This window comes from Rhodoblastus sp. 17X3, assembly GCF_030056575.1.
Taxonomy (GTDB): domain Bacteria; phylum Pseudomonadota; class Alphaproteobacteria; order Rhizobiales; family Beijerinckiaceae; genus Rhodoblastus.
This window is the reverse complement of sequence record NZ_JASHHX010000016.1, coordinates 41,571-65,837: the sequence shown is the minus strand read 5'-3', so window position 1 is coordinate 65,837 and position 24,267 is coordinate 41,571. Positions and strand designations below refer to the sequence as shown.

27 protein-coding genes and 1 tRNA gene are annotated in these 24,267 nt (G+C 64.4%); 11 read left to right on the top strand and 17 right to left on the bottom strand.

What is annotated here, in order from left to right:
• Positions 1-160: 160 nt before the first annotated feature.
• Entirely contained in the window at positions 161-454 is a 294-nt protein-coding gene (locus tag QM467_RS14710; protein WP_283367091.1) for a GYD domain-containing protein, read from the top strand.
• Between the two features lie 16 nt (positions 455-470).
• On the opposite strand, the gene QM467_RS14705 is transcribed toward QM467_RS14710, so the two are convergent.
• From QM467_RS14705 to rpmI, 5 genes are all read right to left on the bottom strand, one after another.
• The gene (locus QM467_RS14705; RefSeq protein WP_283367090.1) at positions 471-1,235 is read right to left on the bottom strand and encodes a VOC family protein; all 765 of its coding nucleotides are present in this window, start codon (positions 1,233-1,235) and stop codon (positions 471-473) included.
• Between the two features lie 12 nt (positions 1,236-1,247).
• Positions 1,248-3,692 carry a phenylalanine--tRNA ligase subunit beta gene (pheT, locus tag QM467_RS14700; RefSeq protein WP_283367089.1) on the bottom strand — a complete coding sequence of 815 codons (2,445 nt, stop codon included), beginning with the start codon at positions 3,690-3,692 and terminating at the stop codon, positions 1,248-1,250.
• 65 nt (positions 3,693-3,757) lie between these two features.
• A complete protein-coding gene (gene pheS, locus QM467_RS14695; protein WP_283367088.1) occupies positions 3,758-4,840 on the bottom strand; it encodes a phenylalanine--tRNA ligase subunit alpha in 1,083 nt (360 codons plus the stop codon).
• A 195-nt stretch (positions 4,841-5,035) separates the two neighbouring features.
• Positions 5,036-5,401: a 50S ribosomal protein L20 gene (gene rplT, locus QM467_RS14690; RefSeq protein WP_283367087.1), complete on the bottom strand. Its 366-nt coding sequence runs from the start codon at positions 5,399-5,401 to the stop codon at positions 5,036-5,038.
• 45 nt (positions 5,402-5,446) lie between these two features.
• Positions 5,447-5,647, bottom strand: coding sequence for a 50S ribosomal protein L35 (gene rpmI, locus QM467_RS14685; RefSeq protein ID WP_283367086.1), 201 nt, complete (start codon positions 5,645-5,647; stop codon positions 5,447-5,449).
• Between the two features lie 281 nt (positions 5,648-5,928).
• On the opposite strand from rpmI, the gene QM467_RS14680 reads away from it, so the two are divergent.
• Positions 5,929-6,231, top strand: a complete 303-nt coding sequence (locus tag QM467_RS14680; RefSeq protein ID WP_283367085.1) for a GlsB/YeaQ/YmgE family stress response membrane protein — start codon at positions 5,929-5,931, stop codon at positions 6,229-6,231.
• Positions 6,232-6,256: 25 nt separating this feature from the next.
• Here QM467_RS14680 and QM467_RS14675 read toward each other — a convergent pair whose 3' ends face one another.
• The 3 genes from QM467_RS14675 to QM467_RS14665 all read right to left on the bottom strand — a co-directional run bounded on the left by QM467_RS14675 (position 6,257) and on the right by QM467_RS14665 (position 9,638).
• A complete protein-coding gene (locus QM467_RS14675; RefSeq protein ID WP_283367084.1) occupies positions 6,257-7,570 on the bottom strand; it encodes an MFS transporter in 1,314 nt (437 codons plus the stop codon).
• A 93-nt stretch (positions 7,571-7,663) separates the two neighbouring features.
• Positions 7,664-8,191 carry a translation initiation factor IF-3 gene (gene infC, locus QM467_RS14670; protein ID WP_283367083.1) on the bottom strand — a complete coding sequence of 176 codons (528 nt, stop codon included), beginning with the start codon at positions 8,189-8,191 and terminating at the stop codon, positions 7,664-7,666.
• Positions 8,192-8,474: 283 nt separating this feature from the next.
• Complete coding sequence (locus QM467_RS14665) at positions 8,475-9,638, bottom strand: glycosyl transferase (protein WP_283367082.1); 1,164 nt, start codon at positions 9,636-9,638, stop codon at positions 8,475-8,477.
• A 126-nt stretch (positions 9,639-9,764) separates the two neighbouring features.
• Between QM467_RS14665 and QM467_RS14660 the strand changes: the two genes are divergently transcribed.
• Complete coding sequence (locus QM467_RS14660) at positions 9,765-10,574, top strand: alpha/beta hydrolase (protein ID WP_283367125.1); 810 nt, start codon at positions 9,765-9,767, stop codon at positions 10,572-10,574.
• Positions 10,571-11,821 carry an MFS transporter gene (locus QM467_RS14655; protein WP_283367081.1) on the top strand — a complete coding sequence of 417 codons (1,251 nt, stop codon included), beginning with the start codon at positions 10,571-10,573 and terminating at the stop codon, positions 11,819-11,821. Before QM467_RS14660 ends, QM467_RS14655 begins: the two co-directional genes overlap by 4 nt.
• Here the strand turns inward: QM467_RS14655 and QM467_RS14650 are convergent.
• The 4 genes from QM467_RS14650 to QM467_RS14635 form a co-directional block, all read right to left on the bottom strand.
• Positions 11,818-12,246 carry a CBS domain-containing protein gene (locus QM467_RS14650; protein ID WP_283367080.1) on the bottom strand — a complete coding sequence of 143 codons (429 nt, stop codon included), beginning with the start codon at positions 12,244-12,246 and terminating at the stop codon, positions 11,818-11,820. The genes QM467_RS14655 and QM467_RS14650 overlap by 4 nt on opposite strands.
• Positions 12,247-12,313: 67 nt before the next feature.
• Complete coding sequence (locus tag QM467_RS14645; protein WP_283367079.1) at positions 12,314-12,607, bottom strand: helix-turn-helix domain-containing protein; 294 nt, start codon at positions 12,605-12,607, stop codon at positions 12,314-12,316.
• Between the two features lie 134 nt (positions 12,608-12,741).
• Complete coding sequence (locus QM467_RS14640) at positions 12,742-13,941, bottom strand: serine hydrolase domain-containing protein (protein WP_283367078.1); 1,200 nt, start codon at positions 13,939-13,941, stop codon at positions 12,742-12,744.
• 237 nt (positions 13,942-14,178) lie between these two features.
• Positions 14,179-14,254, bottom strand: a tRNA-Ala gene (locus tag QM467_RS14635).
• Positions 14,255-14,402: 148 nt separating this feature from the next.
• On the opposite strand from QM467_RS14635, the gene QM467_RS14630 reads away from it, so the two are divergent.
• The 3 genes from QM467_RS14630 (at position 14,403) to QM467_RS14620 (ending at position 16,201) form a co-directional block, all read left to right on the top strand.
• A complete protein-coding gene (locus QM467_RS14630) occupies positions 14,403-14,720 on the top strand; it encodes a YggT family protein (RefSeq protein ID WP_283367077.1) in 318 nt (105 codons plus the stop codon).
• Positions 14,717-15,040, top strand: coding sequence for a DUF167 family protein (locus tag QM467_RS14625; RefSeq protein ID WP_283367076.1), 324 nt, complete (start codon positions 14,717-14,719; stop codon positions 15,038-15,040). Before QM467_RS14630 ends, QM467_RS14625 begins: the two co-directional genes overlap by 4 nt.
• Positions 15,041-15,151: 111 nt before the next feature.
• Positions 15,152-16,201, top strand: a complete 1,050-nt coding sequence (locus QM467_RS14620) for a MaoC family dehydratase (RefSeq protein ID WP_283367075.1) — start codon at positions 15,152-15,154, stop codon at positions 16,199-16,201.
• Positions 16,202-16,266: 65 nt separating this feature from the next.
• Here the strand turns inward: QM467_RS14620 and QM467_RS14615 are convergent, their stop codons facing one another.
• Both QM467_RS14615 and QM467_RS14610 read right to left on the bottom strand, forming a co-directional pair.
• Complete coding sequence (locus QM467_RS14615) at positions 16,267-16,458, bottom strand: hypothetical protein (RefSeq protein WP_283367074.1); 192 nt, start codon at positions 16,456-16,458, stop codon at positions 16,267-16,269.
• A gap of 264 nt (positions 16,459-16,722) precedes the next feature.
• Entirely contained in the window at positions 16,723-17,637 is a 915-nt protein-coding gene (locus QM467_RS14610) for an alpha/beta hydrolase family esterase (RefSeq protein ID WP_283367073.1), read from the bottom strand.
• A gap of 257 nt (positions 17,638-17,894) precedes the next feature.
• Between QM467_RS14610 and sdhC the strand changes: the two genes are divergently transcribed.
• The 4 genes from sdhC to QM467_RS14590 all read left to right on the top strand — a co-directional run bounded on the left by sdhC (position 17,895) and on the right by QM467_RS14590 (position 21,488).
• On the top strand, positions 17,895-18,308 hold the full coding sequence (sdhC, locus tag QM467_RS14605) for a succinate dehydrogenase, cytochrome b556 subunit (RefSeq protein WP_283367072.1): 414 nt from the start codon (positions 17,895-17,897) through the stop codon (positions 18,306-18,308).
• Between the two features lie 10 nt (positions 18,309-18,318).
• Positions 18,319-18,708: a succinate dehydrogenase, hydrophobic membrane anchor protein gene (gene sdhD / locus QM467_RS14600; RefSeq protein WP_283367071.1), complete on the top strand. Its 390-nt coding sequence runs from the start codon at positions 18,319-18,321 to the stop codon at positions 18,706-18,708.
• Between the two features lie 66 nt (positions 18,709-18,774).
• On the top strand, positions 18,775-20,607 hold the full coding sequence (sdhA, locus tag QM467_RS14595; RefSeq protein ID WP_283367070.1) for a succinate dehydrogenase flavoprotein subunit: 1,833 nt from the start codon (positions 18,775-18,777) through the stop codon (positions 20,605-20,607).
• A 101-nt stretch (positions 20,608-20,708) separates the two neighbouring features.
• Positions 20,709-21,488 carry a succinate dehydrogenase iron-sulfur subunit gene (locus QM467_RS14590; RefSeq protein ID WP_283367069.1) on the top strand — a complete coding sequence of 260 codons (780 nt, stop codon included), beginning with the start codon at positions 20,709-20,711 and terminating at the stop codon, positions 21,486-21,488.
• Positions 21,489-21,608: 120 nt separating this feature from the next.
• Here QM467_RS14590 and QM467_RS14585 read toward each other — a convergent pair whose 3' ends face one another.
• From QM467_RS14585 to argJ, 3 genes are all read right to left on the bottom strand, one after another.
• Positions 21,609-22,196, bottom strand: a complete 588-nt coding sequence (locus QM467_RS14585) for a GNAT family N-acetyltransferase (RefSeq protein ID WP_283367068.1) — start codon at positions 22,194-22,196, stop codon at positions 21,609-21,611.
• A gap of 281 nt (positions 22,197-22,477) precedes the next feature.
• The gene (locus QM467_RS14580; RefSeq protein ID WP_283367067.1) at positions 22,478-22,879 is read right to left on the bottom strand and encodes a (deoxy)nucleoside triphosphate pyrophosphohydrolase; all 402 of its coding nucleotides are present in this window, start codon (positions 22,877-22,879) and stop codon (positions 22,478-22,480) included.
• Between the two features lie 13 nt (positions 22,880-22,892).
• The gene (gene argJ, locus QM467_RS14575; RefSeq protein ID WP_283367066.1) at positions 22,893-24,140 is read right to left on the bottom strand and encodes a bifunctional glutamate N-acetyltransferase/amino-acid acetyltransferase ArgJ; all 1,248 of its coding nucleotides are present in this window, start codon (positions 24,138-24,140) and stop codon (positions 22,893-22,895) included.
• Positions 24,141-24,267 lie beyond the last annotated feature (127 nt).

Sequence of the window (24,267 nt, the reverse complement as noted above, 5' to 3'; positions counted from 1 at the left end):
CAAATTCGCCTTCCAGATGTTCCACGCGATCCGAACTGCCCCGCGCCCGAACTGAACCTAAACGCCCGGCGCGACGTTATCGTTTCGACGCGACGGCGCAGGTCTGGCCGCCGCACGTCTGAAAAAAACAACATGCAAGCCAGACGGGGAGCAACGACCCATGAAAACCTTTGTCACGCTCTATAATTTCACCGGACAGGGACGCCGCACGCTCAAGGACACCGTCAAGCGCGCGGAGGCGGCGAAGGCCGCCGCCTTGCAAAGCGGCGTCAAGATCCGGGAGATCCTCTGGCTGCAAGGTCAATATGACCTTGTCGCCATTACGGAATCGCCGGATGACGCCGCCGCCAACGCCTTCTCCATCACCCTGCTTCAGATGGGCAATCTTCGCGGCCAAACCCTGCGCGCCTTCACAGCGGCGGAAATGACGGAAATCCTGGCGAAGGTTCCCTGATCCGCCAGGATCCGTTTCAGCGCCTGGCGGCGAACAGCGAGAAAAATGCCCCCTGCGGGTCGAAACATTGCGCGATCCAGGCGCCGCCGCGCACTTCCATCGGGCCGTTGGCGATCTTGCCGCCGGCCTTCTCGACCTTGGCCAGAGTGGCGTCGAGCGCCGGCACGGTGAAATAAAAGTTCCAGAAGCTTTGCGGGATGTTCGGGGGACGCCGCAAGATGCCGCCGACCGGATGCCCGCCCGTGGAGAACAGCTGATAGAAGCCCGTCGGCCCCATATCCAGCGCCTCGCCTTGGAGCCAGCCGAATTTTTCCGCATAAAAGCCGAGGGCCTTTTCGACATCGCCGGTGTAAAGCTCGTGCCAGCCGACATGGCCGACCGCCATCGGCGGCAGTTCGGGCGCCTTGATGCCGCTGAGATCCTTCCATAGCGCGAAGGCCGCCCCCTGCGGATCGGCGACGACGGCGAAACGGCCGATCTTCGGCAAGGTCTCGGCAGGCCGCAGAAGCTGTCCTCCGGCCCTGACGATGGACGCCACATCCGCGTCCACGTCCCGCGACGTGATATAGCCGAACCAGGATGGCTTCGCGCCCTGCGCCTTGGCCTCCTCGGGCAGGAGCATCAGCCCGGCGGCCGCGTTTCCCTCCTGGAAGAACAGGCGGTAATCGCGCTCGGAATGACCGGGCGCCGCGCTCGTCCAGCCGATGACTTCACTATAGAAGGCCTGCGCGGCGTCGATGTCGCTGGTCAGCAGCTCGACCCAGCAGAATTTTTCCGTCATCTTTCCCCCCGATCATCCGCGAAGGACCGCTCCGGTCTTTTTGCCCGCCTCGGCGACGATTCTGGCCGCGACCGCCTCGATTTCCGAATCGGTCAGCGTCTTTTCGCGCGGCTGCAGCGTCACGTTGAGGGCGATGGATTTCTTGCCCTCCGGCACGCCCGGCCCCGCATAGAGATCGAACACCCCGACATTGACAATCAGATTGCGATCCGCGCCCTGCGCGGCCTTGATAAGATCGGCCGCTTTCACAGTGTTGTCCACGATGAAGGCGAAATCGCGCTCCACAGGCTGGAAGTCCGACAGCTCCAACTTCGGCCGCGCCTTGGTCGGCCGGGCCTTGGGCGCCGGCAAGGCGTCGAGGACGATCTCGAAAGCGACGATCGGCCCGGCGGCGTCGAAGGACTCCAACACGCGCGGATGCAATTCGCCGAACCAGCCGACGACATTCTTGGGGCCGAATTGCAAAGTCGCGGAGCGGCCCGGATGCAGGAAGTCCGGCCCGCCGGGAACGATCTGCACAGCGCCCGCCGACACGCCGAGAACGGCCAATACCGCCAGCGCATCGGATTTGGCGTCGAAGACATCGACCGGCGCGGCCTTGCCGGACCAGTCACGGCCTGCGCCGCTGGGCTTGGCCGTTCCCCGCCGCAGCCCGGCGGCGGCCACGAACTGGCCGTCCTCGGCGTCAGATTTGAACACCTGCCCGACCTCGAACAAGGCGACGTCGCCGAAGCCCCGCGCGACATTCGCCTGGGCGCCGGCGATCAGGCCGGGGACAAGGCTCGGCCGCATGTCGGAAAGTTCCGTCGCGATGGGGTTGGCCAACGCCAGTTCCGGCGCGCCGCCGCCGAAAATCTCGGCGCGGGCTTTGGAAATGAAGGACCAGGTCACCGCCTCGGCCATGCCGCGCGCGGCGAGCGCCCGGCGCGAGGAGCGCACGCGCTTCTGCAGCAGGGTCAGGACAGGACCGGAAATGGCGGATTCGCGCTCCAGCGGAACCGGCGTAATGCGGTCGAGGCCCGCGAGACGGATGATTTCCTCGACCAGATCGGCCTTGCCCTCGATATCCGGGCGCCAGCTCGGCGCGCGAACATGGACCCGGCCCGCGTCGGCCGCCTGGCGCGCCACGGCGAAGCCGAGCTTTTCCAGCGTCCCGGCCATTTCGCCGGGGTCGAGATGGACGCCCGTCAGGCGCTCCACCTCGCTCAAGGGGAAGTCAATTCCTGCCGCGGACGCGGGGACATGGCCGGCGACGACATTCTCCGACGGCTCGCCGCCGCACAGCTGCAGCACAAGTTCGGTCGCCAGCTCCAGCCCCGGCAAGGCGAAGGCCGGATCGACGCCGCGCTCGAAGCGATAGCGCGCATCCGACACAATGCCGAGCTTGCGGCCCGTCCGGGCGATGTTGTTCGGGTCCCACAGCGCCGATTCGATCAGCACGTCGGTGGTGTTTTCATCGCAGCCGGAGGATTCGCCGCCCATCACGCCCGCGAGCGATTCCACGCCATGATCGTCGGCGATGACCACGACGCTTTCGTCGAGCGGATAAGTGCGTCCATCGAGCGCCAGCAGGCTTTCGCCAGCTTTCGCGCGGCGCACGACGAGATCGCCCGCGACCTTGCCGGCGTCGAACACATGCAGTGGACGGCCGCGATCGAAGGTCATGAAATTGGTGATGTCCACCAGAGCGTTGATCGGGCGCAAGCCGATGCTGTTGAGGCGCTTCTGCAGCCACTCCGGGCTCGGGCCGTTCTTGACGCCGCGCACCAGACGCAGGGCGAACAGCGGCGCGAGATGAGCGTCCTCATGGCTGAAATCCAGCTTGACGCCAACGGGACAGGAGAACTTGCCCGGGATCGGCGCGCCAGCTTCTCCCTTGAGCTTGCCGAGACCAGCGGCGGCGAGGTCGCGCGCCACGCCATAGACGCTGGCGGCGTCTGAGCGGTTGGGCGTGAGGTTGATCTCAATAAGCGGATCGTCCAGCCCGGCCCAGGCGGCATAGCTGGCGCCGACGGGGGCGTCGGGGCTGAGTTCGAAAATGCCCGAGGAATCGCCCTCAAGGCCCAGTTCCTCCGGCGAGCACATCATGCCGGCGGATTCGACGCCGCGAATGACGCCCTTGGCGATGGTGAAATTCTTGGCCGGGATGAAGGCGCCCGGCGCGGCGAACACGGTTTTCAGGCCCGCCCGCGCATTTTCCGCGCCACATACAACCTGCAAAGGCGCGCCCTCTCCCGCATTTACTTGGCCCGCATTGACCTGACAGACCTGCAAACGGTCGGCATTGGGATGGGGCGCTGCGGAAATGATTTCCGCGATGCGGAAGACGCCAAGCGTCTCGGCCGGGTTCTCGACGCCTTCGACCTCAAGGCCGATCTTGGTCAGGGTCTCGACGATGGTTCCGAGCGAGGCCTCGGTGTCCAGATGCTCTTTCAGCCAGGAGAGGGTGAATTTCATTTTTCTGTCTCAAGTCGCGCGCCGCCGTCGCGGACGCGGCGCAGCCATGACGCGTTTTGCGAAAATCAGCTCGAAAGCCCGCCAGCGAGCGACGGCAGGTCGAGCGGCCTGAAACCGTAATGCGACAGCCAGCGCACATCGGCCTCGAAGAAGGGCCGCAGGTCCGGCATGCCATATTTCAGCATGGCGATGCGGTCGATGCCCATGCCCCAGGCGAAGCCCTGGAACTCGTCCGGGTCGAGGCCGCAATTGCGCAGCACATTCGGGTGGACCATGCCGCAGCCCAGAATTTCAAGCCAGTCGTCGCCCTCGCCAAAACGCATCTCGCCGCCCTTGCGCGAGCATTGAATATCCACTTCGGCGGACGGCTCGGTGAAGGGAAAGAAGCTCGGGCGGAACCGCATCTTCACATTGGGCACTTCAAAGAAGGTCTTGCAGAACTCTTCAAGGATCCACTTGAGATGGCCCATATGGGCCTTGCGGTCGATCACCAGCCCCTCGACCTGATGGAACATCGGGGTATGGGTCTGGTCGGAATCGCAGCGATAGGTGCGGCCCGGGCAGATCACGCGGATCGGCGGCGGATTTTTCAGCATGGTGCGCACCTGCACCGGCGAGGTGTGGGTGCGGAGCAGCTTGCGCGTCCCATCTTCCTTGCGATTGAAGAAGAAGGTGTCGTGCATTTCGCGCGCCGGATGGCCGGGCGGGAAATTGAGCTTGGTGAAGTTGAGGTCGTCGCTCTCGACGTCCGGGCCTTCGGCGATGGAAAAGCCCATGTCGGCGAAGATCGCCGTGAGTTCGTCCATCACCTGGCTGATCGGATGGATGCGCCCGGTCTCCAGCCCCGAGGCGCGAGCCGGCAGCGTCACGTCGAGCGTCTCGCTGGCGAGGCGGGCGGCCAGCGCGGCTTCCTTGAGGGTCGCCTTGCGCGCGCCCAGCGCCTCGCCGACCTTGTCCTTCAGGGCGTTGATCTTCGCGCCTTCGCTCTTGCGCTCGTCCGGCGACATCTTGCCCAGAGTGGCGAGCAGAGCGGAAATCGAGCCTTTCTTGCCGAGGGCGGCGAGGCGCACATTTTCGAGCGCGGCTTCGTCGCCCGCGGCCTCAATGGCGGCGAGGGTCTCGTTTTCGAGTTGGCTGAGGTCAGACATGAAAATTTCCGGCGAATTCGTGCACGGGTAATGCCACGCGGGAGCGGCGAGGCAAAGCAAAAAAGCCCGCCATCGCTGGCGGGCCATCGCGCTCGGGCGACCAATGCGCAACCCGGCCCCTGTGGCCGGGTTCAGGAACGAACGTGACGCCGAGCTTATGCGAGGGGCGCCGACCGCAACGCGGTCGGCAACAAATCAAGCGGCTACGGGAAGAGCCGCCTTGGCCTTCTCGACGATCGCCTTGAAGGCGGCCGGCTCGGAAATGGCCAGCTCCGACAGGACCTTGCGGTCAACTTCGACGCCCGACTTGGCGAGACCGTCGATGAAGCGGCTGTAGGTCAGGCCGAATTCACGCACGGCGGCGTTGAGGCGCTGGATCCACAAGGCGCGCATCGTGCGCTTCTTGGCGCGGCGGTCGCGAGTCGCATATTGCATCGACTTGTCGACGGCGGCCTTGGCGGCGCGGATGGTGTTCTTGCGGCGGCCATAGAAGCCCTTGGCGGCCTTGAAAACTTTCTTGTGCTTGGCGTGCGAAGTGACGCCGCGTTTGACGCGAGCCATGGATGATCTCCAAAAACGTTGAAACGAAAACAGATGCGGCTGAAATCAGCCGTTGGGCAGGAAATATTTCTTCACGTTGTCGCCATCCGTCTTGAACATGACGTTGGTGCCGCGAAGGTTCCGGATCTGCTTGTTCGTGCGTTTGATCATGCCGTGGCGCTTGCCGCGCTGGGCGTAAACCACCTTGCCGGTGCCGGTGATCTTGAAGCGCTTTTTCGCGCCCGATTTGGTCTTCAACTTGGGCATTTTGCTCTCTCTTGGTCTGGCGGCGAAAAGGTCTTGCGACCTGCCGCGCTGCGGCCTTGCGGCCCTTCGTCTCTTAAACGAGCGAAATGATCCGCCACGGCAGCCCTAACTGGCCGGGCGGATCGAAGCGGCGCTTATAAGGGCAAATGGGCGCTTTTGGCAAGGGGCGTGACGGTTCCAATGCGGCGCGGCGCTCAATTGAGACGGCGCGCGCTTCATTGACGAAGCCGGCGCGATGGCCATGATGGCTGGACCGCTGGGTTCAAGTTGAGGAAGCCGCCATGTTCACGCTCGCCAATCTCGTCACCTGGATCGTCGTCGGCCTGATCGGCGGCACTTTGGCCGGACGGGTCGTCACCTGGCAGAAGGCCGGCTTCGGGCTGTTGTCAAATCTCGCGCTGGGCTGCGCCGGCGCGATCGTCGGCGGCGCATTTTTCGAGCTGTTGAACCTCCTGCCCAGCCTGGACAAGGTTTCCATTTCCGCGCGCGACCTCCTCGCCGCCTTTCTCGGCTCGATCCTCGTGCTGGGCTTGCGCTGGGCGTGGACGCGCTGGACCGAGGAGACGGGCGGCGGCCTTGGTTAAGGCCTTTGGCTGACGGCGCCTCGGCCTATTCCAGCACTTCCATCGCCTCGCGGTCGAGCACCGAGGTCTTCTTGGTGTCGGGCAGGAAGAAATAGACCAGCAGCGAGCAGAAGATGACTCCGCTGGCGTAATAATAGAAGCCGCTTTCCATGCCCTGCTGCTTGAACCACAAGGCGATATATTCCGCCGTGCCGCCGAAGAACGACACCGCCAGCGCATAGGGCAGGCCGACGCCCGTCGCGCGCAGGGCGGCGGGAAACAGCTCGGCCTTCACCACAGCGTTGATCGACGTATAGGGCGCGGTCATGATCCAGCCGAGCGCGACAAAGGCGAAGGCCTCCCAGGGTCCTTTCGCGTGCGACAAAGCCGTCATAAGCGGAACCGTGCCGAACGTGCCCAGAACGCCGAAGGCGAGCAGGACGGGGCGGCGGCCGATGCGGTCCGAGAGCGCGCCATAGATCGGCTGCAGGCAAAGCGCAAAGACCAGCGAGGCGGCGCTGACCCAGGTGCTTTGCGCATCCGTCAGCCCCACGGTGAGCTTGAGGAATTTCTGCATGTAGATCGTATAAACATAGAAGGCCAGCGTGCCGCCCATGGTGAGGCCGATCACGATCAGCACCTCGCGGCGATGCGCCCAGAGCGCCCGCAGGCCCGTCTCGTGGCCTTTCGCCTTGGCATGCTGGAAGGCCTGGGTTTCTTCAAGATCGCGCCGCATCCACAGCGCGAAGAGCGCGAGCGCGGCGCCGATAAAGAAGGGAATGCGCCAGCCGAAGGCGCGCAATTGCTCCGGCGTCAGCACGAGATTTTGCAGGATCAGCAACACGGCCAGCGCGCCAAGCTGGCCGCCGATCAGCGTCACGTAGAGAAAGCTGGAATAGAAGCCGCGCCGGCCGGAATCGCCCATTTCCGCGACATAGGTGGCGCTGGCGCCATATTCGCCGCCAAGACTCAGGCCCTGAATGAGGCGCGCCATCACGAGCAGCACCGGCGCCCAGACGCCGATCTGGGCATAGACGGGGGTCAGCGCGATCACCAGCGAGCCGCCGCACATCATCAGAACCGACAGCATCAGCGAGATGCGCCGGCCATATTGGTCGCCGATATAGCCGAACAGCCAGCCGCCGACCGGGCGCATGAAAAAGCCCAGCGCGAAAACGCCCGCCGAGGCCAGCATCTGCGCGATCGGGTCCGTGCCGGGAAAGAAGGAGGGCGCGAAATAGAGCGAAAAGGCGGCGTAGACGTAGAAGTCGTAATATTCGACCAGATTGCCAAGCGAGCCGACGACGATGGCCTTGAGCCGCGCCGGATCGATTTTTTCACGCGCAATAACCTGCGTCATGTTTCCCCCCGTCCGACGGCCGGAAGCGGCCGGACGGACAGGATGAACCAACGGCGCAGCTCAGGCAAGCGCCTGAGCGGCAAGGCTTTTGGCTTATTTGGGCGCCAGGATCATGATCATCTGGCGGCCTTCCATCGAAGGCTCCAGCTCGATCTTGGCGAGGCCGAGGGTTTCCGCCTTGACCCGCTCCAGAACCTTGAAGCCGAGTTCCTGATGGGCCATTTCGCGGCCGCGGAAGCGCAGGACGAACTTGACCTTGTCGCCTTCTTCAAAGAAGCGGCGCACGGCCTTCATCTTGGTGTCGTAATCATGGTCGTCAATGCCCGGACGGAGCTTGATTTCCTTGATTTCGACGATCTTCTGTCGCTTGCGGGCCTCGGCGGCCTTCTTCTGCTCGGTGAAACGATATTTGCCGTAATCGAGGATCTTGCAGACCGGCGGTTCGGCGTTGGGCACGATCTCGACCAGGTCGAGGCCCTGCTCTTCCGACAGGCTCAAGGCTTCGAGAATATCGACGACGCCGCGATTCTGGCCTTCCGAATCGATCAGCTGTACCTCGCGGACTCGAATCTCCCGGTTGGTGCGAGGTCCCTCCTTCTGCGGAACCGGGGGGGCTTTCATGGGACGGCGAATGGCGTGTTCTCCTTGGAAACGAAGTCACGCGACCGGCAAAAGAGGTCGGGCGACCGGGAAATTGGGATTAGCGGCCACGCGGCGGGCGTGGTCGGCGTTCCTTTCGGAACTCGGGAAAAAGACGGCTACGGCAAAAACCCCCGCGACCGAGACCGCAGGGACCAACCATAGCCTAAATTGTGATAAAGCGCAGTAAAGTCAATTCCGCAATTGCCATCGTCGCGCGAAATTGACGCAAATCACGCTCAAAATCGCGCTCTTGCGGCCCAGCCTATTCGCCTGCGCCGAAGTGGCGGGCGTAGATCGCGAGCGTCAAGGCGTTCATGCGCTCCGCCGAAAAGTTCCGGGCGTGGGCGCGGGCGTGATGAACGAGATTTTCCCGCGCAGTCGCGCCGAGCCGCACGGCTTCCTCGACCGCGCGAATCAGGCCCGCCGGCGGCCCCGGCGGAATCAGCCAGCCCGTACGCTGCGCCGGCTCGACCTGCGGCGGCGCACAAATCTCCTCGACCACGCTTGCCGCGCCGGACGTCTGCAACACGGCGAGCGGGACGCCGAGCGCCTGGGTCTCGATACACAGCGTCGGCTCGCCCGCGGGCGCGACCACGAGGGCCGCCGCAAGGCAGGCGGCGGCGCGGTCCGGCCAATCGATCTGCAATACGGCGCCGCCGAGGCCGAGCCGCGCAGCCTCGGCGTCGAAGGCGTCGGAAGCCTCTTCGCCCTCGCCGCGCAGCCAGACGAAACGGGCGTCCTGCGCCTCATTGGCGAAAAAACCCTTGGCCTTGAGCTGGGCCGCCGCGGCGAGAAACATCTGGCGCCGCTCCGGCGGCAGGCCGATAGCGACGACAAGCCTGACATGCGGCTTCACGCCCAGGGCCTCGCGCAGGCGGCGAACGCGCCCGCAATCGACAGCCTCGGGCGAAAACTGGCGCAGATCGACGCCGCGCAAGCCGCGAAAGGCCTTGGCGGCGAGATTCGGCTGGCGCGAGACCGCCGCTTCCATTTCGGCGCGCGAGTAGAAAATCAGGGAATTGGCGTCAAGCACGGCGGAATCCGGCTCGTAATCGGCAACCAGCGGCACGCGCGCCTGTTTGGCCGCATAAAGCGCGGCGCGGGCGCCGGCGCCCGCATGGACGTGAATCAGTTCGACGCCTTCGCGCAGCGCCAGACGCGCAAGCCGCCGCCGGTTGAGCCAGGAGCGCCAAGGGTTGAGCGTCGCCGCCGCAATGGGAACGAAAATGCCGCCGCGCGCCTGCAGTTCGCTCGCCAACCGCCCGGGCGCGCCGGCGACAAGGGCGCGCGCGCCCGCGTCGGCAAGGCTCGCCGCCACTTCGACGCAAGCCAGCGCGCTGGCGTCGAGCGCCGGAACGATCTGAAGAATCGTACGGCCGAACAGGGCCTGGCTGTCAACCTCGCCTTCCACGCCCCATGGCGTCATGCCTGCTCCCGCATTACAAACGACGAATCATAGTCGGAACTGTATATCATCGGGTTTTGAAAAATGACCGATGATATCCGCGCCGAAGGGCGCGGCGGCATGAACCTGACGCGGACCCTTCGCCAGATGACCCAGATCGCCCCGCAAGAAGCCGCCCTTTTCTCCACCGGCCCCGGCGCGCCGCGCCTCGCCTGGCTCGCCCGCCCGGCGCGCGCGGAAAACGCCGTTCCCGGATTGGTCTGGCTTGGCGGCTTCCGCTCCGACATGCGCGGAACCAAGGCCGAATTCCTCGATTCGCTGGCCGAGGCCCAGGGCCGCGCCTGCCTGCGCTTCGATTATTCCGGCCATGGCGAATCGGAAGGCGACTTCGCCGAAGCGACCATCGGGCTGTGGGCGGAACAGGCGCTCGCCATCTTCCGCGCCCTCACGAAAGGACCGCAGATCGTGATCGGCTCCTCGATGGGCGGCTGGATCGCGCTGCTGCTCGCCCGTGCGCTGGCTCAGGCCGGCGAAGCCGACCGCCTCGCCGGCATGGTCCTGATCGCGCCGGCGGTGGACTTCACCGAGGCGCTGATCTGGCCGCAACTGCCGGAAGCCGTGCGCCGGACCATCGAAAGCAAGGGCGTGTGGATGCGCCCCGCCAACGCCTATGGCGAGGGCTATCCCCTGACCCGCGCGCTGTTCGAGGATGGCCGCGCCAACAGCCTGCTCGGCGGCGAAATCCGCACCTGGTGCCCGGTGTCGATCCTGCAAGGCATGGCGGACCCCGACGTGCCCTGGCGCCACGCCATGCGGCTGGTCGAGAGCCTCGCCTCGGACCCTGCGACCATCACCCTCGTCAAGGACGGCGACCACCGCCTCTCCCGTCCGCAGGATCTTCAGGCGCTTCAAAGGGCCATCGAATATCTTGACGGCGCGGCGGCGGCAAAGCCATGAAATCCGTCGGGAAGGCGACCAAGGACGCGCCATTGGCGCGCGGCGTCGCGCGTTTGAAGGAGATCCCCTCCGGCATTTGGGCGCTCGGCTTCGTCTCGCTGCTGATGGATGTTTCATCCGAGATGATTCATGCGCTGCTGCCGGTCTATCTCGTGACCGCCATGGGCGCGTCGATGGCGACGGTGGGACTGATCGAGGGGATCGCCGAAGCCACGGCTTCGATCATCAAGATTTTCTCGGGCGCGATCTCCGACCTGTTGGGCAAGCGCAAGCTGCTCGCCGTCATCGGCTATGGCCTCGCCGCGGTCACCAAGCCGGTTTTTCCGCTGGCCGGGTCGATCGGCTGGCTGGTCGCGGCGCGCTTCGTCGACCGGATCGGCAAGGGTATCCGGGGCGCGCCCCGCGACGCGCTCGTCGCCGACATCGCGCCCGCCCATCTCCGCGGCGCGAGTTTCGGCCTGCGCCAGTCGCTGGACACCGTCGGCGCCTTTCTCGGACCGGCTCTCGCCATCGCGTTGATGGCGCTCACCGGCGGGAGTTTCCTGGCGGTGTTCTGGGTTGCGGTCATTCCGGCCTTCCTGTCAGTCGGCCTGCTCCTGCTCGCGGTGCATGAGCCGGAGCGCCCCGCTGGCCAGCGCAAGATTCGCTTTCCGCTCAGTTTTCATGAGCTGCGAAAGCTCGGGCCGAGCTATTGGCTGGTGGTGACGGTGGCGACGCTGTTCGCTTTGGCGCGGTTCAGCGAAGCCTTCCTCATATTGCGGGCGAAAATGGTCGGCCTGCCGCTCGTCCTGATCCCGATGGTGCTGGTGGCGATGAATGTGGTCTATGCGCTCGCCGCCTATCCGGCGGGCGTCTTGTCCGATCGGACCAACCGGATCAACGTGTTGCTGATCGGCTTCGCCCTGCTGATCGCTGCGGATGTCTGGCTGGCCTTTTCGGACGGATTGCTGGGCGTGTCCATCGGCATCCTGTTGTGGGGCCTGCACATGGGCCTGACCCAGGGGCTGCTGGCGACGCTCGTCGCCGACACCGCCCCGTCGGAACTGCGCGGCACGGCCTTTGGCGTCTTCAACCTGCTCGGCGGACTGGCCCTGCTGGCGGCAAGCGTTCTGGCCGGGACGCTATGGGACGCGGCCGGGGCGCAGGCGACCTTTCTCGCCGGCGCCGGCTTCACCGCGCTCGCCCTGCTCGGGCTGGGCGTGGTGCGCTGGCGGGCGCCCGGCCTCGGAGCGTCGCATCACGGCTAGTGCTGGATGTAATGCAGCAATTGCTCGATGGTGAATTCCTGATGGCCGATGATGGCGTTGACGAGGTCCCCCATCGAGATCAGCCCGATCAGTTCGCCGCGCTCGAAGACGGGTAGATGGCGGAAGCGCGTCCGCGTCATCACCGCCATGCTTTCCTCGACCGATTGCTCGGGCCTGGCGTAGGGCACATCCGTCGCCATCACCTCGCGGACCAGCGTGGTCGGCGAGGTCCGGCCCTTCAGCACCACTTCCCGCGCGTAAATCCGCTCGGTGATGAGCCCGACCATTCTGCCGCCCTCCATCACGACCAGCGCGCCAACATTGCGGTCGGCCATGGCCTTGATCGCGTCGAAAACCTTGGCGTCGGGGCCGATCGTGACCAGTTCGCCGCCCTTTTCCTGAAGCAATTGCCGGATCGTCGTCATTTTGCCCCCTCGTCGCGACTTCCGTCGCGCCTTTCGCATCGGCGGGCGATCCAAAATCCTGTGGCGGCTAGTTGTCGTTTTCCGCGTTCAGGTCTTCCAGCGAGATGATCGCGTCCGATGTTTGCGCCTTCAGCCGCACCCCTGCGCCACCGCCATTGGCGTCGATGAATTCCATGCCCGCCTGCTCGAGCGCCGCGCGGATCGCAGCGATCGTGCGCGGCATCGGCGAGCGCTTGCCCAGTTCGAAATCGGAAAGAGTGACTTTGGAGACTTGCGCGCGTTCGGCCAGAGCCCCCGCCGTGAGGCCAAGCCCGGCCCGCGCCATCCGGCATTGTACGGGAGAAATCAATTGGTCGCTCAAGGTCCAGCCTCCGCGAGCAAAATTCTGCCCAATCTTGAATGATGCGCACAAACTTGAGCCAAAAATATGGCGCGCGGCCGCCCTGAGCGGCGAATGGCGCAAAAAAGGCGGGGCCGTGAGCCTCGCCTTGCGCTTCAGGGGCGCGACGGGATTTTGCCGGCCTTTTGCAACACGCCATAGACCTCTTCCAGCAACGCGCCATTCTTGTTCTGCTTGTCGTCGGGCTGGCTGTTGAGGCCCACGACGATGACCGCGCCGTTATCGGGGAAATAGGCATAGAGCACGCGATAGCCCAGCGTCATTCCCTGATAGTACCAATAGACGCCGAGCGCCGGGCGGATGCCCGCGCCAACGCCGAGCCCGAACGCGCTCGGATGCTCTTCGGAAGGCGCGGCGATGGGCTCGCCGGTCTTGTCGGAGACGAGCGTCATGAGTTCGTGGCGCTGCCTGTCGGCCAACAGCGGTCCCTCATAGAGCGCGCGCGCCCAGCGCGAGACGTCCTCCATCGACGAGACGACGCCGCCGGCGCCCTGCATCCAGGAGACGCTGTCGTGTTTGACGTCGCGCCCGAGCAGCGGCGCGAGCAGTTTGTCGTCGGGATCGTGGTTGAAAAAATAGCCGGAGACCATGCGGTCGGTAATCGATGCCGGATACAGGTTTTGTTCGTAAAAAGTGTTCTTCAGCCCGACCTGTTCGGCGAGATCGCGCACGACATCCGCATAGGCTTTGCCGCCGGCCTTTTCGACGATCATCTGGGCAAGGATGTAATTGGTGTTCGAATAGGTCCAGCCGCTGACGGGCTTGGGCTCGCCGTCATGCGGGTAAGCCGAGGCGACCAGCTCCTCCGGCGTGAACCTGTGGTCGGGATCCTCGCCCATGATCCTGGCGATGGACGGCTGATTGTCATAGCCGGGAATGGGGCTCGTCATGTCGAGCATCCGGTGGATCGTGACGTCCTTCCATTCGGGATATTGCGGCAGCCACTTGCCGAGTCTGTCCTCGATCGTCAGCTTCCCTGCGGCTTCGAGCTGCAGAATGGCGACCGAGGTGAAGGACTTCGTGATGCTGCCGATCTCGAACAGGTCGGCCGGCGCAGCCTTCGCGCCCGCGTCCGGGTATTTCGTCGTTCCAGCCGCGAGGTTGACGGCCTCTCCGGCGCCCTTCAGGCTGACGCTCAAAGACGCTGCGGAGATGTGTTCCGACTCGCCGCGAGTCGCCACATAGGCGTCGAGCGCTTTTTGCAAGGAGGTTTTGAAGGCCTCGTCGCTCGACTGGGCGGCGGCGGACGCGCACAGGCTCAGCGCGATCAGGGTGGCGACGGCTATTCGGCGCATGAGCTGTCCTGCAAAACTTGCGTGCGTTCGGTTCAGTCCAACGCCTGCCAGCCATCCTGCGGACAAAGCCCGGCCGAGACAACAGGCTGGATCGGCAAATTCCTGCGAATAATGAATCGTGGCGAAGCCGGCGCTCGCGGGGAATTCGTCGGACGACGCCGCGGCTCAATGCCGACTACAGCCAAGTAGCCGATTAAAGCCAAGTTTTGGCGAAATCATCAAGTTATGAAGCCGGATTGGTGGAGCTGAGGGGATTCGAACCCCTGACCTCTGCAGTGCGATTGCAGCGCTCTCCCATCTGAGCTACAGCCCCGCTCCGGAGCGGGTGTTTAGGGCGCGCGCGCTTTCCTGTCAATCTGCGCAGGAGATTTCCGCGCGATTTCCGCGCGAAATTCCGGAAAACTTGTTTACGCGCCCGCAAAGCTTTAAAAAGCCGCATCCGAACCTGGACCGGAGTCGCAATGTCCGCCGCCGCTTTCATCCTTCCCGTGTTCCGGGTGCTCGATATGGCCCTCGACCTCTATTGGTGGGTCATCATCATCATGGCGGTCATGTCCTGGCTGCTCGCCTTCGACGTGATCAACATGCGCAATGATTTCGTCCGGTCGGTCTGGAACGGCGTCAACGCGCTGACCGAGCCGGCGCTGCGCCCGATTCGCCGCTTTCTGCCGCCGATCGGCGGCATGGACATTTCGCCGATCGTTCTGCTGCTGCTGCTCTCCTTCATCCAGATGGAGCTGAACGCGCTCGCCCGGGCCCTGCTCGCCTCGACGATGTGACCTCCAACGGCGCGCCCTTCTGGAGCCGCCGCGCGGACGGAATCGACCTCCACGTGCGGCTGACGCCCAAATCCTCACGCGACGCGCTGGAAGGCGTGGAGACGCGCGCCGACGGCGCCCGCGCGCTCAAAGCGCGGGTGCGGGCCGTTCCCGAGGACGGCAAGGCCAATGACGCCCTGATCGCCCTTGTCGCGAAATCCCTCAAGGTCCCGGCCTCGCGCATCCGCCTGACCTCCGGCGCAACCTCGCGCCAGAAAACCCTGTTCCTGGAAGGCGACGCGGATGCGCTTGCCGAGCGGCTGCTGGCGCTGGTTTCCTGAGCGCGGGCCACAAAGGCGCCATTGCCAACACGCGCCGCCATGCCCTAAACGCAGAAGCGCGATTTCGCGCCGCAACTCCGGGGGCTTGCGGCACAGGGCTTGGGGGCACAGATGAGCAAGACCAATTCGGGCAATTTCTTCGAGGATTTCCAGCTCGGTCAGGTGATCGTCCATGCGACGCCGCGTACCGTCACCGTGGGCGACGTCGCCCTTTACACCGCGCTTTACGGTCCCCGCTTCGCGGTCCAGTCCTCGGACGCCTTCGCCCATTCGATCGGCTATCCCAAGAGCCCGGTCGACGATCTGCTGGTCTTCCACATCGTGTTCGGCAAGACCGTGGCGGACATTTCGCTCAACGCCGTCGCCAATCTCGGCTATGCCGATTGCCGCTTTCTCGTCCCGGTCTATCCGGGCGACACGCTCTCCTCAACTTCCGAGGTCATCGGCCTCAAGGAAAACTCCAACGGCCAGACCGGCGTCGTCTATGTCCGCTCGCGCGGCTTCAACCAGCGCGGCGACTGCGTGCTCGAATATGTGCGCTGGGTGATGGTGCGCAAGCGCGATCCCAATTCGCCGGCGCCGGCGGAGGTCACGCCGCAACTGCCGCGCGCGCTGGCGCCCGACCAGCTCGGCGACGCCTGCCCGGTGATCGACCCGCGCAAATATGATTTCGCGCTGGCCGGATCTCCCCATCGCTGGGGCGATTACCTGCCCGGCGAGCGCATCGACCATGTCGACGGCATGACGGTCGAGGAGGCCGAGCACCAGTTCGCCACCCGCCTTTACCAGAACACCGCCAAGGTCCACTTCAACCAATATACCGAGGGCCAGGGCCGCTTCGGCCGCCGCCTGATCTATGGCGGCCATGTCATTTCGCTCGCCCGCGCGCTGAGCTTCAACGGCCTCGCCAACGCTTTCCATATCGCGGCCATCAATGGCGGTCGCCATGTCAGCCCGCTTTTCGCTGGCCTGACGGTCTTCGCCTGGACCGAAGTGCTGGAGCGCGCCGAAATCCATGGCCGCGACGACGTCGGCGCCTTGCGCCTGCGCACCATCGCGACCAAGGACCAGCCCACGGCCGCCCATCCCTTCAAGCAAGGCGAGGGCTACGACCCGAGCGTCATTCTCGACCTCGACTATTGGGCGCTGATCCCGCGCTGAAGGCGGACAGCAAAAAACCCCGCGACGATGTCGCGGGGTTTTTTTCATGCGGGCGCGAAGGCCGATCAGCCAGCCGTGAGCAGCACGCAGAGCAGAAGCATCGCGGCCGCGGCGAAAATGGCCAGCGCGCCGATGCCGCCGAGGCCGAATGTGAAGCCGAGCACGACCGCCGCGACGATCACGAGCAAGACCACCGCGACAAAGATCTTGATGTCCTTGGCTTCGGTATTGTCGGCGGGATGGGCGTCGCTGCTCATGGGAATCCTCAAATGTGGCGGCCTGCGCCGGATCTGTCGAATGCTGAAAGAGCCGCCGGAACATAGGGCGCGGCAATCAGACACAGGCGATGAAAAGGGCGCCGCGCCACGCGCGCCGCCTCGCGTGCATTTGCCATAATACGGATTTCGCTAAAAAAAAAGAGGGCCTAAAGCCCTATTGCCGATTCTGTCCATGCCATCGCGACGCGGCCGCAATGACATGGATCAATAAATTTGAATTTCGGAATGTTCATACGGCGCCGCTCAGGCGCCGTTGTGCTTCAGGAAGTCCCAGACCGCGCGGCTGGCGTCGAAATCATTGTTTTCGCCTCCGACCGGCTCGATCTGCGGATCGGACTTGTGGCCCGGGATGCGATGCCCCCCGCCATCGACGCGAATCATTTCCACCGGCGCCTTGCAACCCGCATAGGACAGGACATAGGCTCTGGAATGATCGCTCTTGTCGCGGTCGGGGATCGGACGGTCTTCGCGTCGCGCGCCGCAGCCGTTGATCCTGGCGAAAACCGCCAGGGCCCCTTCCGCAGGCAAGCTGTTGAAGGCGGTTTCCGAAAATGTCGTCTTGCCCCCGGCATAGGGAACCAGCGGGTCCGCCTGACCACTGACCGACATATAGGCGAGCGGCGCCGAAGGCGCGCAATTCGCCAGATCGTTCGGCATGGCGGAAATCAGCGTCGCCAGCCCAGCCACCGGGCGGCCGATTCCGGCGCAGGCGGCGCGATAGGCGAAGGCGCCTCCGGACGAGACGCCGACGATAAAAATCTTGCGCGGGTCAACAGAGCCGTCGACGACGTAATGATCCACCAGGTCGCGCAGGAATTTGAGATCGCGGTCCGCGTCCGGTCCGGGATTCGCCGGCCAGCCGCCACTGACCGCTTCTGGATAGACGAAAATCGGTGCGTTGGATTGCGCAGCCCTCTCCAGCCCCAGCCCAGGCCGGACGCGAGCGCCGAGTCCGCCGCTCCGATGCAGCACGATGATCAGCGGCCGACGGCGCAATTTCAGCCGCTCGCGCAACACTACCACGGCGGAACGCGAAATTCCGCCGGATTCGATGGTCAACCGCGCCGAGGCCGAAGCCCGCTCCGGGAGGCAAAGAAGGATCGCGGCGGCGGCCAACAGGCCAGCGAGCGGCAACCGTCTGGAAGAAAAAGGTTTCAACTGCGAATTCTCCAACGGTATAAGGTTTCGCCGGTTTGCATTGCGAAAGCAAGGCATTCGCCGGGCCTCCCCATGAAATTTGCTCGATTTTCAGGCGCCCGATTTACATCGAATGGTTGAGGGCGTTGTCATTGCGCAGCGCACGCGTTTCGATTAGTGAATGTTTCCGACCTCTTAGGTTTAATTTAGGTTCCATGGGCGCGACCCGCGCTCCGCGGACCCTCGCCAACTCAGTCCGAACAGGAAGGGTGATTCCCATGGCCGAGGCCGAACCCAGCTCGATCCCGCTGGAGCAGCGCCGCCCGCTCTCTCCGCACATGCAGATCTACAAGTGGTCGCCGACCATGGCCGCCTCGATCGCGCATCGCGTCACCGGCGCCGCGCTCTATGCCGGCACCCTTCTGCTCGCGGCCTATCTGCTCGCCGCTGCCGGCGACGCCCACAGCTTCAATTTCACCTCGGCCATCTTCGGCTCCTTCCTCGGCCAACTGGTCCTGTTCGGTTATACCTTCGCCCTTCTGCTCCATCTGATGGGCGGCCTGCGCCACGCGATCTGGGACGCCGGCAAGGGCTTCGACGCCGAATCGCGCGACCGCCTCGCGATCGGCTCCTTCGCCGCCGCCGGCGTCCTCACGGTCCTGTTGTGGATCGTCTCCTTCATCATCCGCTGAGGCTTGCTCCATGGCTCAGAAATCCACTCTCCTAACGCCCCGCGCGCGGGTCAGTTTTCTCGGATCGGCCAAGTCGGGCACGCATCACGCCTGGCTGATGCGGCTGACCTCCTTCGCGCTGCTGCCGCTGACGATCGCCTTCATCCTGATCGTGCTGTCGCTCGCCGGCCGGGACTTCCAGAGCGCGCGCATCCTGCTCGGCTCGCCCTGCCCCGCCATCCTGTTGCTGCTCTTCGTCGGCGTCGGGATCTATCACATGACGCTCGGCATGCAGGTCATCATCGAGGACTATATCCACGGGACGCACGCCAAGCACCTGGCCCTGATGGCCAATACCTGCTTCGGCCTCGTTCTGGGCGCCGCCTCCGTCTATGCGGTGCTGCGCCTCAGCTTCACCTGATTCCCGTTTCCGGGCGCGGCTTCCCGCCGCCCCGGCGTCCGCAATTTCTCGCTAAGGGTTCATCCAATGGCATCGAACGACGCCCCCGCCAAGGCGGCCATCGGCGGCAAGGCCTATCCGATCGTGGACCACACTTTCGACGTCGTGGTGGTCGGAGCGGGCGGCGCGGGTCTGCGCGCCACCGTCGGCTGCTCGCAGGCGGGCCTGCGCACAGCCTGCATTTCCAAAGTCTTCCCCACGCGTTCGCACACCGTGGCGGCTCAGGGCGGCGTCGCCGCCTCGCTGGCCAATATGGGTCCGGACAACTGGAAATGGCACATGTACGACACCGTCAAGGGCTCCGACTGGCTCGGAGACCAGGACGCGATCGAATATCTCTGCCGCAACGCGCCGGCCGCCGTCTATGAGCTGGAGCATTGGGGCGTGCCCTTCTCCCGCACCGTGGACGGCAAGATCTATCAGCGCCCGTTCGGCGGCATGACTACCGATTTCGGCCGCGGCCCGCCCGCCCAGCGCACCTGCGCCGCCGCCGACCGCACCGGCCACGCCATGCTGCACACGCTTTATGGCCAGGCCCTGAAGAACTCGACCGAGTTCTTCATCGAATATTTCGCGATCGACCTGATCATGGACGCGGAAGGCCGCTGCCGCGGCGTCGTCTGTCTGAAAATGGACGACGGCACGATCCATCGCTTCCGCGCCCAGCTCGTCATCCTGGCGACCGGCGGCTATGGCCGCTCCTATTTCTCCGCCACCTCGGCCCATACCTGCACCGGCGACGGCGGCGGCATGGTTCTGCGCGCGGGCCTGCCGCTGCAGGACCTCGAATTCGTGCAGTTCCACCCGACCGGCATTTACGGCGCGGGCTGCCTGATCACCGAGGGCGCGCGCGGCGAAGGCGGCTACCTGACCAATTCGGCCGGCGAGCGCTTCATGGAGCGCTATGCGCCGTCCGTGAAGGATTTGGCGCCGCGCGACATGGTCTCGCGCGCGATGACCATGGAAATCCGCGAAGGCCGCGGCGTGGGCAAGAACAAGGATCACATCTTCCTGCATCTTGACCATCTCGATCCGAAAATCCTGCACGAGCGCCTGCCCGGCATTTCGGAAAGCGCCAAGATTTTCGCCGGCGTGGACGTCACCCGCGAGCCGATCCCGGTCCTGCCGACCGTCCACTACAACATGGGCGGCATCCAGACGAACTACCACGGCGAAGTGCTGACCAAGAAGGGCGACAATCCCGACGTGGTGGTGCCCGGCCTGATGGCGCTCGGCGAGGCCGCCTGCGTGTCCGTGCACGGCGCGAACCGTCTCGGCTCCAACTCGCTGATCGATCTCGTGGTGTTCGGCCGCGCAGCGGGCCTCCGCGCCGCGGAAATCGTCAAGGCGGGCGCCAAGCAGGACAATCTGCCGGAGAACTCGGCCGATCTCGCCCTGTCGCGCCTCGACCATTACCGCCACGCCAATGGCGGCACGCCGACCGCCGAACTGCGCCTGCGGATGCAGAAAGTCATGCAGAACAATTGCGCGGTCTATCGCACTGGCGAGGTTCTGGAAGAAGGCGTGAAGCTCATCCATGACGTGTGGCAGGGCCGCGACGATCTTCGCGTTACCGACCGTTCGCTGATCTGGAACTCGGACCTGCTCGAAACGCTGGAGTTCGACAATCTGATCGTGCAGGCGGCGGTCACCATGGTCGGCGCCGAAAACCGCAAGGAATCGCGCGGCGCCCACGCCCGCGAGGATTATGCGAACCGCGACGACGTCAACTGGATGAAGCATACCCTGGCGACCATCGATGACGCGGCCAAGACCGTGAACATCGATTACCGCCCGGTGCACAACTACACCATGACCGACGAAGTCAGCTATATCGAGCCGAAAGCCCGCGTGTACTGAGGTCAATCCCGGCCGGGGCCAAGCCCCGGCCCACCATTTCTCGCCAAAATTCTCGCCAAGAAACACGCCCTCGGGCGGCGCGATGAGAGAGAGCAATCCCGATGGTTGAACTCGCACTACCGAAGAACTCCGTTGTCGGCCGCGGCAAGAGCTGGCCCAAGCCCGCCAACGCCAAAAAGGTCACCGAATTCCAGATCTATCGCTGGAACCCGGATGACGGCCGCAATCCGTCGATCGACACCTATTACGTCGACCGCGAGGATTGCGGGCCGATGATTCTCGACGCCCTGCTCTACATCAAGAACCAGGTCGATCCGACCCTGACGCTGCGCCGCTCCTGCCGCGAAGGCATTTGCGGCTCCTGCGCCATGAATATCGACGGCGAGAACACCCTCGCCTGCACCCGCGCGATCGACGATGTGAAGGCGCCGGTCAAGATCTATCCGCTGCCGCATATGCCGGTGGTCAAGGACCTCGTCCCGGACCTGACCAATTTCTACGCCCAGCACGCCGCGATTGAGCCCTGGCTCAAGACCTCGACCCCGGCGCCGGAAAAGGAATGGCTGCAATCGCCCGAGGACCGCAGCAAGCTCGACGGCCTCTATGAATGCATCCTCTGCGCCTGCTGCTCGACCTCCTGCCCGTCCTACTGGTGGAACGGCGACCGCTATCTCGGTCCGTCCGCCCTGCTGCAGGCCTATCGCTGGCTGATCGATTCGCGCGACGAATCAACCGGCGAGCGTCTCGACAATCTCGAAGACCCCTTCCGGCTCTATCGCTGCCACACCATCATGAACTGCGCCCGCGCCTGCCCGAAGAGCCTCAATCCGGCCAAGGCGATCGCGGAAATCAAGAACATGATGATCGAGCGGCAGGTCTGAACCTGCCGCATAGGTCCAAACGCAAAAGGCGCGCCGTGAGGCGCGCCTTTTTCGTTGATCATTCCGGGGTCATTTCGGGTTCTTGGGCCGGTCGCCGGGGCGGCGGGTCCTGTCTTGTCGTTACGCGCGCGGCTGCAGCGAGAACACGCGGGTCTGCAGGTCGAGCATGGCCGTGGCGAAGCTCGTCGCATTGTCGGCGAATTCGCTCCACACCGAAGCCGGCGTCGGATCGCGCGCGACCAGTTTCCCGGTCATGTCGTCAGTCTCGAAGCGCAGATCGGCAGAGAATTTCTTCGCCAGGGCCTGCATCGCGGCGTTGCTCGCGAGGCAGGACATATAGAGCGCGTCGGCGCGGCGGTTGCGGGCCGCGCGAACGATGCGCGACATCAGCTCGGTGCCGACGCCGCGGCGGCGCCAGTCCTTCTCGACGCTGAACGCCGCCTCGACGGAGCCGCCGATGATATTATTGCCGACAGCCCGCAATTCGCCGGCGCCGCGCAAGACGCCATCGACGTAATAGCCATAGATCACGTCGTCGATGCCAAAGCAGCGCTCGGCATAGCGGATCAGAAAATCGTCGTTGACCGACATTGCGTAGCGGTCAAACCGGCTCTGCGCATCAAGGCGCAAGAGATGCTCCCGAAACGCCGAGAGATCGGCCGGCCATAACCTGCGTATGACCCCGCCATGGATCATCATCTGTTCCATGTGGTTATTCCTTGTCCTTCCGCGGCAATGCGCCGCTGTTGCTCGGACCTCCGAAAACGCTTCCTCACGTCAGAGTCTAATATGTTGCATCGCAACATAAAGTTCAAGCCCGAACTTTAGGCATTTTTCTGCATTGATTCCATTATGAATTTTGCAGATTTTACGCCCGCGCCTTCTTTTCGCCCGATCATCTAAGGAGCCGTTAAGGCTCCGTCAATGCTGCGTTGCGAAAGGGTATTTATGCGCAAAAGCATGAATAGTTCCTGAATGAACCGCGCAGGTCAGGCCAGCAATTCAATCAGGGCCGGAATGAGCGGTTCGTCCGCCGGGGGCATCGGGACGTCACGCAATTGATTGGGGCGCAGCCATTTCAAGGCCTGGCCCTCGCGCGAGGCCACAAAGCCCTCCCAGCGCCGGCAGACGTAAAGCGGCATCAGCAGGTGGAAATCCTCATAGGCGTGGCTGGCGAAGGTCAGGGGCGCGAGGCAGGGCTCCTTTACCGCGACGCCCAGCTCCTCACGCAGCTCGCGAATCAGCGCCTGTTCGGGCCGCTCGCCCGGATCCACCTTGCCGCCGGGGAATTCCCAGAGACCCGCGAGGTTCTTCCCCTCGGGCCTCTGCGCCACCAGCACGCGATTGTCGGCGTCGATCAGAGCCGCCGCGACGACCAGCAGAAGTTTCATTTTTCAGTGCGCCTCAGGAGCGGTAATCGCCGTTGATAGCGACATATTCCTTGGTCAGGTCGCAGGTCCAGACCGTCGCCTCGCCCTTGCCGACGCCGATATCGGCGCGAATCACGATCTTGTCTTGCTTCATGACAGCGCTCGCCGCCGCCTCGTCATAATCCGGGTCGCGGCGGCCCTCATGGGCGACACGGATATCGCCGAACCAGATCGACAGCAGGTCGCGCTCTGCCTTTTCGCCGGCCTTGCCAACCGCCATGACCACACGGCCCCAATTGGCGTCCTCGCCCGCCGCCGCCGTTTTCACCAGCGGCGAATTGGCGATGGAAAAGGCGATTCGCTTGGCCGCCTTGTCGTCCTCGGCGCCAGTCACCCGCACTTCAATGAATTTCCGCGCGCCTTCGCCGTCGCGCGCCACCTGCTGGGCGAGATCGAGCAACACCGTTTCGAGCTTGGCGACGAAATCCTTCAGGCGCTTGTCGCCTGCCTTCTTGACCTTCTTCTGGCCCCGCTTTTCCGCCGCGCCGGTGGCGAAAAGCATCAAGGTGTCGGAAGTCGAGGTGTCGCTGTCGACCGTCACGGCGTTGAACGTGGTCTTGACGCCTTTCGAGAGCAACTTCTGCAACGCTTCGGACGAGATCGCGGCGTCGGTGAAGACATAGGACAGCATGGTCGCCATATCCGGCGCGATCATGCCCGCGCCCTTGGCCATGCCGTTGATGGTCACCTCGACGCCGTCGATTTCGGCCTTGGCCGTGGCGACCTTGGGAAAAGTGTCGGTGGTCATGATGGCGCGGGCGGCGTCGAGCCAGCCTTCGGGGCGCGCCTCGCTCGCCAGCCGGTCCAGCACGCCCTCGAATTTCGTCGCGTCGAGCGGTTCGCCGATCACCCCGGTCGAGGCCAGGAAGATTTCACCCTCATCCGCGCCGACAGCCTTCGCCGCCAGCTTCGCCGTCAGCTCGGCCGCCTCGCGTCCGGCTTTGCCAGTGAAGGCGTTGGCGTTGCCGGAATTGACGACCAAGGCGCGGGCGCGGCCGCCACGCAGTTTTTCGCGGCACCAGTCCACCGGCGCGGAAGGGCATTTGGAGGTGGTGAAAACGCCGGCGACCGTCGCGCCATGGTCAAACACGGCCAGCAGCACGTCGGTGCGGCCCTGATAGCGGATGCCGGCGGCGCCAGCGGCGAGACGCACGCCGTCGAGCGGCGGAAGCTCGGCGAAAACCTTCGGCGCGAGGGGAGAAACAGGGGCGGCAGCGGCCATGGGATTGTCCCTTCAGAATTACGGCGGGCGGATTAGTCGTCGCCTTGCGCCCGGGCGTCAAGTCGCATCGGCGCCGCAGGCCGCCCTTCTTTCGCGAAAATTTCTCCGCCTCGGGGAATAAAGCGCC

Excerpts from the sequence above, each read along its gene's own strand:
- rpmI (WP_283367086.1), bottom strand. The coding sequence starts at position 5,647 with ATGCCCAAGTTGAAGACCAAATCGGGCGCGAAAAAGCGCTTCAAGATC.
- QM467_RS14585 (WP_283367068.1), bottom strand. The coding sequence starts at position 22,196 with ATGGAACAGATGATGATCCATGGCGGGGTCATACGCAGGTTATGGCCG.
- pheT (WP_283367089.1), bottom strand. The coding sequence starts at position 3,692 with ATGAAATTCACCCTCTCCTGGCTGAAAGAGCATCTGGACACCGAGGCC.
- rplT (WP_283367087.1), bottom strand. The coding sequence starts at position 5,401 with ATGGCTCGCGTCAAACGCGGCGTCACTTCGCACGCCAAGCACAAGAAA.
- QM467_RS14710 (WP_283367091.1), top strand. The coding sequence starts at position 161 with ATGAAAACCTTTGTCACGCTCTATAATTTCACCGGACAGGGACGCCGC.
- sdhA (WP_283367070.1), top strand. The coding sequence starts at position 18,775 with ATGGCATCGAACGACGCCCCCGCCAAGGCGGCCATCGGCGGCAAGGCC.
- QM467_RS14665 (WP_283367082.1), bottom strand. The coding sequence starts at position 9,638 with ATGACGCCATGGGGCGTGGAAGGCGAGGTTGACAGCCAGGCCCTGTTC.
- sdhD (WP_283367071.1), top strand. The coding sequence starts at position 18,319 with ATGGCTCAGAAATCCACTCTCCTAACGCCCCGCGCGCGGGTCAGTTTT.
- QM467_RS14655 (WP_283367081.1), top strand. The coding sequence starts at position 10,571 with ATGAAATCCGTCGGGAAGGCGACCAAGGACGCGCCATTGGCGCGCGGC.
- QM467_RS14675 (WP_283367084.1), bottom strand. The coding sequence starts at position 7,570 with ATGACGCAGGTTATTGCGCGTGAAAAAATCGATCCGGCGCGGCTCAAG.
- argJ (WP_283367066.1), bottom strand. The coding sequence starts at position 24,140 with ATGGCCGCTGCCGCCCCTGTTTCTCCCCTCGCGCCGAAGGTTTTCGCC.
- sdhC (WP_283367072.1), top strand. The coding sequence starts at position 17,895 with ATGGCCGAGGCCGAACCCAGCTCGATCCCGCTGGAGCAGCGCCGCCCG.
- QM467_RS14590 (WP_283367069.1), top strand. The coding sequence starts at position 20,709 with ATGGTTGAACTCGCACTACCGAAGAACTCCGTTGTCGGCCGCGGCAAG.
- QM467_RS14640 (WP_283367078.1), bottom strand. The coding sequence starts at position 13,941 with ATGCGCCGAATAGCCGTCGCCACCCTGATCGCGCTGAGCCTGTGCGCG.
- infC (WP_283367083.1), bottom strand. The coding sequence starts at position 8,191 with ATGAAAGCCCCCCCGGTTCCGCAGAAGGAGGGACCTCGCACCAACCGG.
- QM467_RS14680 (WP_283367085.1), top strand. The coding sequence starts at position 5,929 with ATGTTCACGCTCGCCAATCTCGTCACCTGGATCGTCGTCGGCCTGATC.
- QM467_RS14705 (WP_283367090.1), bottom strand. The coding sequence starts at position 1,235 with ATGACGGAAAAATTCTGCTGGGTCGAGCTGCTGACCAGCGACATCGAC.
- QM467_RS14580 (WP_283367067.1), bottom strand. The coding sequence starts at position 22,879 with ATGAAACTTCTGCTGGTCGTCGCGGCGGCTCTGATCGACGCCGACAAT.
- QM467_RS14615 (WP_283367074.1), bottom strand. The coding sequence starts at position 16,458 with ATGAGCAGCGACGCCCATCCCGCCGACAATACCGAAGCCAAGGACATC.
- QM467_RS14660 (WP_283367125.1), top strand. The coding sequence starts at position 9,765 with ATGACCCAGATCGCCCCGCAAGAAGCCGCCCTTTTCTCCACCGGCCCC.
- QM467_RS14650 (WP_283367080.1), bottom strand. The coding sequence starts at position 12,246 with ATGACGACGATCCGGCAATTGCTTCAGGAAAAGGGCGGCGAACTGGTC.
- QM467_RS14630 (WP_283367077.1), top strand. The coding sequence starts at position 14,403 with ATGTCCGCCGCCGCTTTCATCCTTCCCGTGTTCCGGGTGCTCGATATG.
- QM467_RS14620 (WP_283367075.1), top strand. The coding sequence starts at position 15,152 with ATGAGCAAGACCAATTCGGGCAATTTCTTCGAGGATTTCCAGCTCGGT.
- pheS (WP_283367088.1), bottom strand. The coding sequence starts at position 4,840 with ATGTCTGACCTCAGCCAACTCGAAAACGAGACCCTCGCCGCCATTGAG.